General features: G+C 71.9%; 10 protein-coding genes. 6 read left to right on the top strand and 4 right to left on the bottom strand.

Features of this window, described 5'->3' with window-relative positions:
- Position 1: 1 nt before the first annotated feature.
- From ACQPWU_RS40125 to ACQPWU_RS40115, 3 genes are all read right to left on the bottom strand, one after another.
- Positions 2–979: an ATP-binding cassette domain-containing protein gene (locus tag ACQPWU_RS40125; protein ID WP_433430897.1), complete on the bottom strand. Its 978-nt coding sequence runs from the start codon at positions 977–979 to the stop codon at positions 2–4.
- Positions 980–1,570, bottom strand: a complete 591-nt coding sequence (locus ACQPWU_RS40120) for a PadR family transcriptional regulator (protein WP_433430896.1) — start codon at positions 1,568–1,570, stop codon at positions 980–982.
- 84 nt (positions 1,571–1,654) lie between these two features.
- Positions 1,655–2,260 carry an SACE_7040 family transcriptional regulator gene (locus ACQPWU_RS40115; protein ID WP_433430895.1) on the bottom strand — a complete coding sequence of 202 codons (606 nt, stop codon included), beginning with the start codon at positions 2,258–2,260 and terminating at the stop codon, positions 1,655–1,657.
- Between the two features lie 62 nt (positions 2,261–2,322).
- Between ACQPWU_RS40115 and ACQPWU_RS40110 the strand changes: the two genes are divergently transcribed.
- From ACQPWU_RS40110 to ACQPWU_RS40085, 6 genes are all read left to right on the top strand, one after another.
- Complete coding sequence (locus tag ACQPWU_RS40110) at positions 2,323–3,891, top strand: carboxyl transferase domain-containing protein (RefSeq protein ID WP_433430894.1); 1,569 nt, start codon at positions 2,323–2,325, stop codon at positions 3,889–3,891.
- A gap of 4 nt (positions 3,892–3,895) precedes the next feature.
- Entirely contained in the window at positions 3,896–5,944 is a 2,049-nt protein-coding gene (locus ACQPWU_RS40105; RefSeq protein ID WP_433430893.1) for an acetyl/propionyl/methylcrotonyl-CoA carboxylase subunit alpha, read from the top strand.
- The gene (locus tag ACQPWU_RS40100; RefSeq protein ID WP_433430892.1) at positions 5,944–6,849 is read left to right on the top strand and encodes a hydroxymethylglutaryl-CoA lyase; all 906 of its coding nucleotides are present in this window, start codon (positions 5,944–5,946) and stop codon (positions 6,847–6,849) included. Before ACQPWU_RS40105 ends, ACQPWU_RS40100 begins: the two co-directional genes overlap by 1 nt.
- Before the next feature lie 2 nt (positions 6,850–6,851).
- A complete protein-coding gene (locus ACQPWU_RS40095) occupies positions 6,852–7,988 on the top strand; it encodes an acyl-CoA dehydrogenase family protein (protein WP_433430891.1) in 1,137 nt (378 codons plus the stop codon).
- Positions 7,989–8,053: 65 nt separating this feature from the next.
- Positions 8,054–8,488, top strand: a complete 435-nt coding sequence (locus tag ACQPWU_RS40090) for a GNAT family N-acetyltransferase (RefSeq protein ID WP_433430890.1) — start codon at positions 8,054–8,056, stop codon at positions 8,486–8,488.
- A gap of 234 nt (positions 8,489–8,722) precedes the next feature.
- On the top strand, positions 8,723–11,779 hold the full coding sequence (locus ACQPWU_RS40085; protein WP_433430889.1) for a helix-turn-helix transcriptional regulator: 3,057 nt from the start codon (positions 8,723–8,725) through the stop codon (positions 11,777–11,779).
- A gap of 242 nt (positions 11,780–12,021) precedes the next feature.
- Here ACQPWU_RS40085 and ACQPWU_RS40080 read toward each other — a convergent pair whose 3' ends face one another.
- On the bottom strand, positions 12,022–14,466 hold the full coding sequence (locus tag ACQPWU_RS40080) for a hypothetical protein (protein ID WP_433430888.1): 2,445 nt from the start codon (positions 14,464–14,466) through the stop codon (positions 12,022–12,024).
- Positions 14,467–14,520: the final 54 nt, after the last annotated feature.

The raw sequence follows: 14,520 nt of genomic DNA, 5'->3' as shown, positions 1-14,520 counted from the left end.
GCTATCGCCTCGCCATCGCTCTCATCCACGTCATGTTGTCGGCGCCGGACTCGGCGTCGCGGATCGTGGAGCCGGTGTACGACATGAACACGTCATCCAGGGACGGCCGCGAGACGCTCACCGACTTGATCGGCATGCCGAGCTCGGCGAACAGCCTGGGCACGAACTCCTCGCCCGAGGCCACCGCGAACGTCACCGCGCCCTCGCGCACGGCCGCGTCCAGTCCGAACCGCTCCCGCAGCGCCTTGATCGCCTCCGTGTCGTCGGCGGTCTGGATCTGCACCCGGTCCTTGCCGACGCTGGCCTTCAGCGCCTCCGGCGAGTCGATGACGACGATCTCACCGTGGTCGATGATCGCGATCCGGTCGCAGTACTCCGCTTCGTCCATGTAGTGGGTGGTCATGAAGATCGTGATGTCCTCGAGCAGCCTGAGCTGGTTGATGTAGCCCCAGATGGCCGAACGGGTCTGCGGGTCGAGGCCCACGGTCGGCTCGTCCAGGAAGAGCACGCGCGGCGAGTGCAGCAGGCCGCGGGCGATCTCCAACCGCCGCTTCATGCCGCCGGAGAACGTCATCACCTTGGCGTCCTTGCGGTCCCACAGCGCCACCATCTCCATGACCTGGCGGATCCGGTCGCCGACCATGCTCTTGGGCACGCCGTACAGCTCGGCGTGGAAGCGCAGGTTCTGCTCGGCGCTCAGGTAGCCGTCGAGGGTGGGGTCCTGGAAGACCAGGCCGATGTTCCTGCGCACCTCGTCGCGGTTCCTCACCACGTCGTGGCCGGCCACGGTGGCGCTGCCGCCGGTGGGGTTCACCAGCGTGCAGAGCATGCTGATGGTGGTGGTCTTGCCGGCGCCGTTCGGGCCGAGGAAGCCGAACACCTCGCCGGGGCGCACCTCGAAGTCGACGCCTTTGACGGCCTCGACCTTCCCGTACGTCTTTCGCAGCTTGTGAACGGCTATCGCCGCGTCCGCCGTCATTCAGTCCTCCGCCAGGATCTGGAACATGGACCTGCGGGTCTTCTTGATCAGCTCCTTGGCCTGCACCACCTGACGGTCGCTCGCCGTGCGGACCAGATGGGAGAAGGCCTCGTTGAGCTGGCCCCAGAGCACGCGCAGCTCGTGGTGGTCCTGCGGCACCGAGCGGGCGACCTCGTCCCACGGCGCCTGGCCGGCGTGCCTGGCCGCCTGGCGGCGACCCTCTTCCGTCAGGCTGTACGTACGGCTCCCGCCGGACTCGTCGCCCGACACCAGGCCCTCGTCCTCGAGCTGCTGGAGCGCCGGATATACCGAGCCGGGGCTGGGCCGCCACACGCCGCGGCTGCGCTCCTCGATGTCCTGGATCATCTGGTAGCCGTTCTGCGGCCCCTCCAGGAGCAGCGCCAGCAGCGCCGCCCTGACGTCGCCGCGGCGGACCCGCGGCGGGGGCGTCTCCCAGTGCACGACCGTGCCGAACTCGGGGCCGTGCGGGAACGGCGGAGGGGGTGCGAACGGGGGTACGCCGAAGTTGCCCGGTCCCGGTCCCGGCGGGGGCGGGGGAGGCGGAGCATCCCAGAAGTCAGGATCGTGCATGATTTACCTCCAACTATCGAGATACGTTAACGATATATCTAGATAGTTGGCATGAGAAGGGCATAACGGGCATAGCCCTAAAAGTTAGTGAGCGTTAACGGAGGCGTTGATCGCCGCCCGCGCCATGGCGCGCAGGAGCGGCCGCATGTCCTGCGCGGGCAGCTCGCCCGCGCTGTGCGGCGTGGAGTTGAGCAGCCCGAACACGGCGTGCGTCGCGGCCCGCAGGCGCGCGGCCGGGCACGAGGGGTGCAGCTCGGCCAGCACGGTCACCCACTCCTCGACGTAGAGCCGCTGCAGCCGCCTGATCTGGCGGCGCTCGGGCTCGGGCACGTTGCCCAGCTCCCTGTCGTGCACCGTGATCAGCGCCGGCTGCTCGATCGCGAACGTGATCTGCACGTTGAGCAGTGCGTCCAGCGTCTCCTGCGGATCCGCGTGCGAGGTGACCACGGCGACGGCCGACTCGCGCAGCCGGGAGCTGACGTCGAGGAGCATCTCCGACAGCAGCGCGTCCTTGCCACTGAAGTGCCGGTAGAGCGCGGGGCCCGAGATGCCGACCGCACCGCCGATGTCCTCGATCGAGACCCCGTGGAAGCCGCGCGCGGCGAACAGCCGGGCCGCCGCCTCCAGGATCTCCCTGCGCCGGTTGCCTCTATTGCGGGTAGGCCGGGTAGGTGGGGAGGCAGTGGTCACGTCTCACATGCTAGACGATTACGTTAACGGTGACTAACATCTCGTGCCATGAGAGGGGCGTCATGAGCGACTGGCCGGTGCTGAAGTCGGCCGCCGATCCCGGCAGCGAGGCGTACAAACGCAATGCCGAGCTCAACGAGCGGCTCGCCGCCGAGCTGCTCGAACGCCTGGTGGCCGCCGCCCGGGGCGGCCCCGAGCGCTCGCGCGAGCGGCACGTCGGGCGCGGCAAGCTGCTGCCGCGCGACCGCGTCGACGGCCTGCTCGACCCCGGCTCCCGTTTCCTGGAGCTGTCGCCGCTGGCCGCGAACGGGCTCTACGACGACCAGGCGCCCGCGGCCGGGATCATCACGGGCGTCGGCAGGGTCTCGGGCCGCGAGTGCGTGATCGTCGCCAACGACGCCACCGTCAAGGGCGGCACGTACTATCCGATCACGGTCAAGAAGCACCTGCGCGCGCAGGAGGTGGCCCTGCACAACCACCTGCCGTGCGTCTACCTCGTGGACTCCGGCGGGGCGTTCCTGCCCAGACAGGATGAGGTGTTCCCCGACCGCGAGCACTTCGGCCGCATCTTCTACAACCAGGCCACCATGTCGGCCCGCGGCATCCCGCAGATCGCCGCCGTGCTCGGCTCCTGCACGGCAGGCGGCGCGTACGTGCCCGCGATGAGCGACGAGGCCGTCATCGTGCGCGGCCAGGGCACCATCTTCCTGGGCGGCCCGCCCCTGGTGAAGGCGGCCACCGGCGAGGAGGTCACGGCCGAGGAGCTGGGCGGCGGCGACCTGCACTCGCGGGTCAGCGGCGTCACCGACCATCTCGCCGAGGACGACGCGCACGCGCTGGCCATCGTCCGCGACATCGTCTCCACGCTCGCCCCGCGCGCCCCGCACCCCTGGGACGTGATCGCGCCGGAGCCGCCCGGGCACGACCCGCGCGACCTGTACGGGATCGTGCCGGGGGACACGCGCCAGCCGTACGACGTGCGCGAGGTGATCGCCAGGATCGTGGACGGGTCGCGTTTCCTGGAGTTCAAGGCCGAGTACGGCTCGACGCTCGTGACCGGGTTCGCCCACCTCCACGGCCATCCGGTGGGGATCGTGGCGAACAACGGCATCCTGTTCAGCGAGTCCGCCATGAAGGGAGCGCACTTCATCGAGCTGTGCGACCAGCGGCGGATCCCTCTCGTCTTCCTGCAGAACATCAGCGGGTTCATGGTGGGCAAGGCGTACGAGGCGGGCGGCATCGCCAAACACGGGGCCAAGATGGTCACCGCGGTCTCGTGTGCCAGGGTGCCCAAGTTCACCGTGGTCATCGGGGGGTCCTTCGGGGCGGGGAACTACGCGATGGCGGGGCGGGCGTACTCGCCCAGGTTCCTGTGGATGTGGCCGAACGCCCGCATCTCGGTCATGGGCGGCGAGCAGGCCGCCAACGTGCTCACCACCGTCGGCACCGCCGACGCCGACGCGATCAGGGCCCAGTACGAGCACCAGGGCAATCCGTACTACTCCACGGCCAGGCTGTGGGACGACGGCGTGATCGACCCGCTCGACACCCGCACCGTCCTCGGCCTGGCACTGTCCGCGGCGGCCAACGCCCCGCTCGAGCCCGCCGGTTACGGCGTCTTCCGGATGTGACGCGATGTTGTTCGACCGTGTTCTGATCGCCAACAGGGGCGAGATCGCCGTACGGATCATCCGCACGCTGCGCGGGCTCGGCATCACGTCGGTGGCCGTGCACACGCCGTCGGACGCCGGGGCCCGTCACGTGCTGGAAGCCGACCTCGCCCTCCAGGTGCCGAAATATCTGGATATCGAGGCGATTATCGGGGCGGCTCTGGCCTCGGGCGCTCAGGCCGTACATCCCGGATACGGATTCCTGGCGGAGAACGCCGTGTTCGCGCGGCGGTGCGCGGAGGCCGGGCTGGTGTTCGCCGGCCCGCCTGCCGCGGCCATCGAGGCGATGGGCGACAAGATCCGCGCCAAGGCCACCGTGTCCGCGGCGGGCGTGCCCGTGGTGCCCGGCGGGGCCGAGCCCGCCGACTCGCTGGAGTCCTGGCGCGACTTCCCCGCGCTGATCAAGCCCTCCGCCGGCGGCGGGGGCAAGGGCATGGTGCTGGTGCGGTCGGCCGCCGAGCTGCCCGACGCGCTGGAGTCGGCCCGTCGTACGGCGCGGGCGGCGTTCGGCGACGGGACGCTGCTCATCGAGCGGTACGTCGAGAGCCCGCGGCACATCGAGATCCAGATCATGGCCGACACCCACGGCGACGTCGTGCACCTGGGCGAGCGCGAGTGCAGCCTGCAGCGCAGGCACCAGAAGATCATCGAGGAGGCGCCGTCGCCCTTCGTGACCCCCGAGACACGCGCCGCCATGGGCTCGGCGGCGGTGGAGGCCGCGCGTGCCGTGGGATACGTGGGGGCGGGCACGGTCGAGTTCATCGTGGACGGGACCACCGGGGCCTACCACTTCATGGAGATGAACACACGGCTCCAGGTCGAGCACCCCGTCACGGAGCTGGTGACCGGGCTCGACCTGGTGGAGCTGCAGCTGCGGGTGGCGGCGGGGGAGCGGCTGCCCTTCGGGCAGGAGGACGTGCGGCTGGGCGGGCACGCCGTCGAGGCCCGCGTCTACGCCGAGGACCCGGCTCGCGGCTTCCTGCCCACCGGCGGCCGCGTCCTGGTGCTCCGCGAGCCTGCTGACGGCGTACGGGTGGACTCGGGGCTGGTCGAAGGCGGGGTCGTGGGCAGCGAGTTCGACCCGATGCTCTCCAAGGTCATCGCCTGGGCGCCGGATCGGGCGTCGGCGCTCAGGACGCTCGACCGTGCTCTGGCCCGCACGGCCGTTCTCGGCGTGGTCACGAACATCCCGTTCCTCCGGGCCCTCGCCGAACACCCGGCCGTCAAAGCGGGCGAGCTGGACACCGGGCTGGTCGAACGCGTGCTTCCCGAGCTGGTCCCGTCCGTGGAGCTGCCCGGCGAGGTGCTCGCGGCGGCGGCGCTCGCCTTCCACGCCATGCCCCAGGGCGTCGATCCGTGGGAGGTCACGGACGGGTGGCGCGTGGGATCGCCCGCCTGGACGACCTGGCGGCTGGAGTCGAGGGACGGCGTGCACGCGGTCCAGGTCCGGGGCCTGCCCGAAGAGTCCGCTGAGGTGCGGATAAATGATGAGATCATCCCCGCGCATATCCGGGTGGGAGACGGCGAACTGACCGTCACGATCGGCGGCCGTACCGAGCGCTACCTCCACATACGCCACGCCGACACGCTCTGGCTCGGCAGGGACGGCGAGGCGTGGGCGCTCACCCGGCACCTCATCGGCGACCCCGGCGACCGGCCCGGCGCCGCGACCGAGGGCGACGGCGTGGTCAGGAGTCCCATGCCCGGCACGGTCCTCGTGGTCAAGGCCCAGGCCGGCGACCGGGTGAGCGAGGGGCAGCCGCTGGTCATCGTGGAGGCCATGAAGATGGAGCACACGGTCACCGCCCCGCGCGACGGCCTGGTCTCCGAGCTGCCGGTCCAGGCCGGCCAGCCGGTCGACATGGACGCCGTCCTCGCTGTGGTGACCGGTGAGGGAGCGCCGTCGCCTGGAGGAGCGGCGGGAGCGCAGCGACCAGAGCGGGGGAAGGCGACGGCATCGAGGGCGACCGAACCCGCCTCACGGAGTGAGGCCATGGGCACGGAGGAGGCGTGATGCCGTACCACATGGAGGGCCTTCCGCAGCAGGTCACGATCTACGAGGTCGGCCCGCGCGACGGGCTGCAGAACGAGTCCGCGGTCGTGCCCGTCGAGGTGAAGGCCGAGTTCATCGACCGGCTCGCGGACGCCGGGCACAAGGTGATCGAGGCGACCAGCTTCGTGCACCCGGCGTGGGTGCCGCAGCTCGCCGACGCCGACGAACTGCTCGCCCGGCTGCACAGGAAGCCGGGCGTGCGCTACCCGGTGCTGGTCCCCAACCTGCGCGGCCTCGACCGGGCGCTCGAACGCGGCGTGGACGAGATCGCGATCTTCGCCAGCGCCACGGAGACGTTCGCCGCGAAGAACCTGAACCGGAGCCTGGAGAGCCAGTTCGACATGTTCGAGCCGGTCGTGGCCCGGGCGCTGGACAACGGCATGCGGGTGCGCGCGTACGTGTCGATGTGCTTCGGCGACCCGTGGGAGGGGCCGACGCCGATCGCGCAGGTCGTCTCGGTCGGGGAGCGGCTGCTCGGGCTCGGCTGCTACGAGCTGTCGCTCGGCGACACGATCGGCGTCGGCACACCCGGCCACGTGACCGCCCTGATCGCGGCGTTCCGCTCGCCGGACAAGCTCGCCGTGCACTTCCACGACACGTACGGCCAGGCGCTCGGCAACACCCTGGCCGCGTTGATGGCGGGCGTGACCACGGTCGACGCCTCCACGGGCGGCATCGGGGGCTGCCCCTACGCCGAGTCCGCCACCGGCAACCTCGCCACCGAGGACCTGGTCTGGATGTTGCGGGGGCTCGGCATCGAGACCGGGCTCGACCTGGGCAAGCTCGTGGCCACCAGCACCTGGCTGGCGGAGTTGCTCGGCCGGCCCAGCCCGTCCCGCGTCGTGCGGGCACTGTCGAAAGGCTGACCATGCTCAAGGACGAGTACGAAGAGCTGCGCAAGACCGTCGAGTCGTTCGCCCGCGAGGTGGTCGCACCGGTGATCGGCGACTACTACGAGCGCGAGGAGTTCCCGTACGACATCGTGCGGCAGATGGGCGCCATGGGGCTGTTCGGGCTGCCGTTCCCCGAGGAGTACGGCGGCATGGGCGGCGACTACTTCGCGCTGTGCGTGGCGCTCGAGGAGCTGGCCCGCGTCGACTCCAGCGTGGCGATCACGCTGGAGGCCGCGGTGTCGCTGGGCGCGATGCCGATCTACCGGTTCGGCACCGAGGAGCAGCGCGCGCACTGGCTGCCGAGGCTGACCTCCGGCGCCGAGCTGGGCGCGTTCGGCCTGACCGAGCCCGGCGGCGGGACGGACGTGCCGGGCGGGATGCGGACCACGGCCGTGCTCGACGGCGCCGAGTGGGTGATCAACGGGACGAAGGCGTTCATCACGAACTCCGGGACCGACATCACCGTCGTCGTCGGCGTGGCCGCGCTCACCGGCGAGCGGGAGATCTCCACGATCCTCGTGCCCAGCGGCACACCCGGCTTCACCGTGTCCAAGAAATACTCCAAGGTCGGCTGGAACGCCTCCGACACCCGCGAGCTGTCCTTCACCGACTGCCGCGTCCCCGCGGCGAACCTCCTCGGCGAGCGCGGCCGCGGCTACGCGCAGTTCCTGCAGACGCTCGACGAGGGCCGCATCGCCATCGCCGCCCTCAGCGTGGGGCTGGCGCAGGGCTGCGTGGACGAATGCCTCAAGTACGTCAAGGACAGGAAGGCGTTCGGCCACCCGATCGGCCACTACCAGGCCATCCAATTCAAGATCGCCGACATGGAGGCGCGGGCGCACACCGCCCGGCTGGCCTACTACCACGCGGCGGATCGCATGGAGGCGGGGCTGCCGTTCAAGAAGGAGGCGGCCATCGCCAAGCTGGTGGCCTCCAACGCCGCCATGGACAACTCGCGCGAGGCCACGCAGGTGTTCGGCGGGTACGGCTTCATGAACGAGTTCCCCGTCGGCCGCTTCTACCGCGACGCCAAGATCCTGGAGATCGGGGAGGGCACGAGCGAGGTGCAGCGTATGCTCATCGCCCGCCAGCTCGGCCTGAGCGACCTCTGAACCGGCTCGACGACGAATCCGAGGAGTTTGCGTCCATTACCTCGGACGATCTAGTGTCATCAGTCATGACGGCTGAAGATCTTCTCATCAGGAGGGCGGAGAAGGCGGACGCGGACGAGGTGTTCGCGCTGGCCCGCGAGTTCGGGCTGACGTTCAGGCCCGAACGCGAGGCCTTCGACGCCGCCCTGCCCGAGCTGCTGGCGAACGAGGACGCCCTGCTGCTCACAGCCGTCGTCGGCGGGCGCGTCCACGGCTACCTGCTGGGGTTCGTCCACCTGACGCTGTTCGCGAACGGTCCGGTGGCGTGGGTTGAGGAGGCCATGGTCGGGCCGGGGTCGCGGCGGCAGGGGATCGGGCGGGCCCTGCTGGAGGAGTTCGAGCGCTGGGCGCGGTCGCGGGAGGCCGGATATGTGGCGATGGCCACGCGCCGGGCGCCCGAGTTCTACCACGCGCTGGGTTACGAGGCCTCGGCCACGTTCTTCCGCAAGGTCCTGCGCTAGCCCCCATCCCACGCTCGCGGCCGCTGGATTGTTGCCCTGCCGCACGCGGGCCATCCGCCGGTTTGCGCGCGTCCGCTCGGGGCGTTGCTCCACATCACGGGCGGCTCCCACGCGTTCGCCCAGCGCGTACCCCCGTGCCCAGGCCCTGCGACGCTCGGGCCGGCGGGTGGTGTGGGGGTGCTCGTACCGGTGGTGGGCGGGGATTCTGTCGTCGCCGGATGGCATCCTTAGGGCGTGAGTATCCACGCCGTCAGCCCCCGGTTCGTCGGGCGAGCCCGCGAGCTCGCCGCCCTCGGCGACGCCTTGGCCAGGGCGCGTGCCGGCGCGTCGTCCACCGTGCTCGTCGGTGGCGAGGCCGGGGTCGGCAAGACGCGGCTGATCAACGAGTTCACCGATCGGGCCGGAGACGCGCTGGTGCTCGTCGGTGGGTGTCTGGAGCTGGGCACTGAGGGTCTGCCGTTCGCGCCGTTCACCGCAGTGCTGCGTGGGCTCGTGCGCGAGCTGGGCCGTGACGGTGTCGCGGCGCTCGTCCCCGGTGGCTCCACGCGCGGGCTCGCGAGGCTGCTGCCCGAGTTCGGGGAGCCCGACAGGGAAGGGCCCGAGGCGCGGGCGCGGCTGTTCGAGCAGGTGCTGGGGCTGCTGGAGCGGCTGGCGGAGGAGCGTCCGGTGCTGCTGATCGTCGAGGACGCGCACTGGGCCGACCGGTCCACCCGCGACCTGCTGTCGTTCCTGGTCCGCTATCAGCCCAGCGCCGCTGGCCTGCTGATCGTGGTGACGTACCGCACCGACGAGCTGCACCGCACCCATCCGCTGCGGCCGCTCCTCGCGGAGCTCGGGCGGGTCCAGTGGGTGAGCAGGGTCGAGCTGCGCAGGCTCACCCGCAGAGAGGCCGTCGCGCAGGCGGCGAGCATCCTGGAGCGGGAGCCGTCCCCCGCCGACATGGACCGGATCTACGCGCGCAGCGAGGGAAACCCGCTGTTCGTGGAGGCGCTGCTCAGCGACGCGGGCGGTGCCGAGGCGCTGCCGGAGTCGCTGCGCGACCTGCTGCTGGCCAGCGTCGAGCGGCTGCCCGACGAGACGCAGGAGCTGCTGCGTGTGGCCAGCGCGGGCGGGCAGCGCATCGAGCACGACCTGCTCTCCGCCGTCGCCGGGCTCGACGAGAACGCGCTCTCCCGCGCGCTGCGGCCCGCGGTCGCGGGCAACGTGCTCGCCGTCGACGGCGAGGGCTACTGCTTCAGGCACGCGCTGATCCGCGAGGCGCTTCACGACGACCTGCTGCCCGGCGAGCACACCCGCCTGCACACCCGCTTCGCCGAGGCGCTGGAGCGCGACCTGTCGATCCTGCCCGCGCCGCGCGGCGCGATCGAGCTGGCCCACCACTGGCACTCCGCCCACGACTCCACTTGGGCGCTGGTCAGCGCGTGGCACGCGGCCGCCGTCGCCCGTAAGTCCACCGCGTACGACGAGCAGCTCCGGATGCTCTCCCGGGTGCTCGAGCTGTGGGACCAGGTGCCCGACGCCGCCGAGCGCATCGGCTGCGACAGGCTCGACGTGCTCCGGCAGACGGCCACGGTCGCCCACCTGGCGGGGGAGTACGAACGCTCCATCGCCCTGGCCGGCGCCGCCCTCACCGACCTCGACCGCGACGCCGACCCGATCAGGGCGGCCCAGCTGCTGCGCCAGCGTGGTCTGACCCGTTACGACCTCGGCCGCCCCGGTTTTCTCGACGACCTGCGTGAGGCGGCGGCCCTGGTCCCTTCCGACAAGCCGAACAGACTGCGCGGCCAGATCCTGGAGACCCTGTCCCGCATGCTCCACGGGCGCGATGTCTGGTCCGAGCGGTTCGCCACGTCCCAGCTCGCGAAGGAGATCGGCCATGAGGTGGGCGACGCCAAGGTGGAGGCGCACGCGCTGATCAACCTCGCCTGGGCTCATTTCGGCTTCTCCGAGGTCGAGGCCCAGATGGAGGCGTTCGCGGAGGCACGCAGGATCGCCCACCGCGACGAGGTGCCGTACAACGTGTTGATGCGCTGCGCGATCTCGGAGTCCGACGCGCTGGAGGGGGCGGGGTGGCACGAGCGGGCCGCGCAGGTGGCCCGCGACGGGATCGAGGAGGCCGGGCTGCACGGCCTGGCGCGCACCTCGGGCACGTTCCTGTCGATCAACCTGGCCGAGCCGCTGGTGTCCCTCGGGAGATGGGACGAGGCGCTCGAGGTGATCGAGCACGCGCTCGACCTCGCACCGCCCGCGCCTTACCGGGCCAGCCTGCAGGGGTTCGCCACCGACATCGCGATGGCGCGGGGCGAGCTCGATCGGGCGGAAGAGCTGCTGGGCTGGTCGCGGAGCGTGCTGTCGCGCGGCACCTTCCGCGATCAGACGGTCTTGCCGCATCTGTGCAGGGAGGTGCGGCTGCTGCAGGCGCGTGGGCAACTGGACGCGGCGATGCGGGCGGCCGCTCAGGCCATGGAGGAGCGCGACCTGCTGGAGAGTCCCCGTTACTCCTGGCCTGTGCTGGTGACCGTCGCCTCCATGCTCGCCTCCGTGGCGGCGCAGCCCGGGCACGCCGCGCCACCTGGCCAGATCGGTGAGGCGCCCCTGCCGGGCGAGCCCGGCCGCCGGGGTGCCGCGGCCTCGGATGCGTCAGGGGCCGCCCACTCGGATGCGGGTCCCGTGTCCCTCTCGCAGCTCGGCGCGTCACTCATGGCTCGGCTCCGGGAGCTGGGGCAGGAGCTCGAGACCGACGGCGATCTCCAGCAGGCGCACCGCCTGACGTTCACGGCGCTGATGGGTCCCGAGCAGCCGCTGGACGACGGCGCCGTCGATCTGGCCGCGTGGCAGTTCAAGGCGTGGGACCTGGCGGTGGGTGCGTGGGCGGCGCTGCGGCAGCCGTACGCCGAGGCACGATGCCTGGTGGGCGCGGCTCAGGCGGCACTGGCGTCCGGGGATCGGCAGGAGGCCGCGGCGCGACTGGGGCGCGCACGGGAGCTGGCCGGGCGGCTGGGCGCGACGCCGCTGCTGGAGCAGCTCGACGTCTTCGCGCGGCGGGCCCGGATCGGCGGCTCCGAGGAGGCGGCTGACGGGCATCCGCTGGGGTTGACGGCTCGGGAGCTGGAGGTGCTGCGGGAGGTGACGAGCGGGCGGAGCAACCGGGAGATCGCCGAGGCGCTGTTCATTTCGGTCAAGACGGTGAGCGTGCACGTCTCCAACATCCTGGCCAAGCTGGGCGTCGCCACCCGAGGCGAGGCCGCCGCCACCGCCCACCGCCTCCGGCTGTTCGACGTCCCTTTGTGATGGCGTGACGTACCGGTGTACGGCCGCCGCGACCGGTGCTGAATGGCGTATGGCGGCGGCAGCGCTCCCCGCGTGCTCAGCGAGGCGGCGCTTCTCGGACGCTCGGCGGGGCTGCGCTCCCCGCACCCCCTGCGAGGCCGGGCGGGGGTGTCGGTGAGGATGCGCCCTGGCTCGGCGACCGCAGCGCGATCGAAGCCACCCTCCCGACTTGGCGGATGGTCGTTGGTGGACCGGGGAAGCGGTCAGCCGGTTAGCTGGGCCTCCAGGCGGTAGCCGTCCACCGTGACGTACACCTGATCGCCGGGTCGGGCGTTCAGGCGCATCAGCACCGGCTGGAGGGAGTCGAAGACCGGCTGGTGGCCCTGCCAGACCAGGACGATGGCGTTGTCGCCCGGGCCCGTCACCGAGAGCAGAGTGCCGGGGCGCATGCCGAGCTGGGCCGCGTACCCCTCAGGGACCGGCACGGGGCCGCCGCGGAGGTGTTCCGGGGTCACCTCGATGCGCTGCCAGCGGCGCGGGTCCGAGGAGGGGCTGGGCAGCGGCGGAGGCGGCGTGGAAGGGGTGCCCGCCAGGCTGCCGGGGAGCATCGGCGAGCGGCCGCCCGACAGCGCCGACAGCGTGGCCAGCGCGGCGGAGGGGTCGATCGAGTTCCCCGAGGCCGTCGGGATGGGCTGGCCGCCCCGGTGGTGGTGGCCGTTGGCTCCAGGCGTGCGGCGGGGCAGGGGCTGGGCGGGCGACGGGGCCGAAGCGACGGGATCGGCGGACTCCGGGGGCAGGGCGTCGAGCCAGGCCTTGGCGGAGTGGGCGCGGATGCCCAGCTCGGCCATCAGCTCCACGAGGTCCGCGTCGGGCGGGCTCGCGGCCAGCAGCTGCCTCGTACGTGCCTGCAAGCCGTGGAGGTCGCCCACGACCAGCCAGCCGTCCTGGAAACGGCGGTCGGGCATGAGCGTCACCAGTACGCGCCAGAGCGGGGTACGCAGCGAGGGGACCATCACGGGGTGGGCCGGGTCGGCGCCGATGAGCTGGTCTTCGGTGGCCGCCGCGCCGAGCCACTCGGTCAGGCGGAACATGTGGCCCGTGACCGGCGCGGACTCCGACGAACGCAGCCAGTTCAGCACGCGCTCCTCGGCGGTGCGCTGCGCCTGGGAGAGCGCGTCCCTCTCCACCAGCATCTTGTGGGCGAGCGTGCGCAGACTCACCGGGTCCTGGGCGAACAGCCGGTGCACGGCCACGGCCAGCTCCAGCTTGTCCAGGCTGCGGAACAGGTTGTCCACGACCCGGACCATCGCGTGGTCGGTGTCGGAGGGCACCGGACTGCTGGGCGACGCGCCGGGGACGGGCGTCGGATAACGCGAGGAGCTGCCGCCCTTGGAGGTGTCCGGCGTGCCGGGGATGGCGGGCATGGATCCGGTCGCGGGTCCGCCGGAACCCGGGATGGCGGGCATCGACCCGGTCGCGGGTCCGCCGGACATGGAACCGGGGATGGCGGGCATCGACCCGGTCGAGGGCCCGCTGGACGTCGTGCCGGGGATGGCGGGCATCGACCCGGTCGAGGGCCCGCCGGACATCGGGCCGGAGTCCTGGCGGCCGGGTTGCGGGCCCGTCGGACGTTGCGGGAGGCGTTCGGACTGGCCGGGGGCCGGGCGTTGCGGGAGGCCCTCGCCCGCGAAGCTCTGGCGCGGGCCGCCGCCCTGAGGCTGCGACGACGACGAGCCGCCCTGAGGCTGGGCCGGGAAAGAGCCGCTCTGAGCGGGGAACGACCCCGTCTGCCGCTGCGGCTCACTGTCCGCGGGCTGCTGCGAGGGGAAGGGAGCGCCCTGGCGATCAGACGGTTGCGGGGCTGGGAAGGGACCGCTCTGGCGATCAGGCTGTTGCTGCGCCGGGAAGGAACCGGTCTGGCGATCCGCCGGCCGCTGCGCGGGGGACGAGCCGGTCTGGCGCTGTTGGGAGGCGTCCGATGGCTGGGCGGCGAAGGACCCGGTCTGGGCTCCCGACGGCTGCGGGGCGGGGAACGAGCCCGTCTGGCGTTGCTGGGTGCTGTCTGAGAGGGAGGCGGCCTGGCCCTGGTTCGCGAACGGTCCGGTGGTTCCCTGCCGCTGCGCCGCCCCCTCGGCCGTGGAACCGCTCTGGGCGGCGAAGGAGCCGGTCTGCGGCCCCCCTTCCGGCTGGGCCGGGAAGGAGCCCGTGCCCCGGGACGAAACGATGAGCGGCCGGGTGACCTCCGGGTGCTCGGCGGCCGGGGGCGGCCCGGCGGGAGCCTCTCGCTGGGCCGGGATGCGGCCGAGGATCTCGCGGAAGACCGAGCCGATCACCACCTCCGGCGTCGCCGACGGCGTGCCCAGGTCGCTGGGGGACAGGCGGCGCAGCCGGTGCCAGCCGCCGAGCCCCGTGATCGCCGTACGGGTGGCCTCGGGCCAGCCCGGCAGCGCGGGATCGATGTGGTGAACGGTCAGTGCGGGCAGCAGGTCGGACAGCGGCAGATGGTCCCAGCGAGAGGAGGCCAGCCGCGCCAGACGTTCGCAGATCCAGTCGAGCCCCGCCGTGCCGAGCGCCCTCGACAGCGTGAGGGATGACCACCACCCGGCGGGCAGGCGCGGATCACCCAGCACCTCGGCCACCTGCTGTGGGCGGCTCCAGCGCAGCGCAGGGACTAGGTCGCTCAGGCAGATCGATGACTCGACTTCCATCGGCGGACCTTATCCTCCCCAGTGGGCCGCGTGGTGCTGGCCGTAACGCGTGTG

The sequence above is a fragment of the Nonomuraea sp. CA-141351 genome, from assembly GCF_050944675.1.
In the GTDB taxonomy this organism is placed as follows: Bacteria; Actinomycetota; Actinomycetes; order Streptosporangiales; family Streptosporangiaceae; genus Nonomuraea.
Note: the sequence above shows the minus strand (reverse complement) of the source record. Positions and strands in the feature narration are given on the sequence as shown.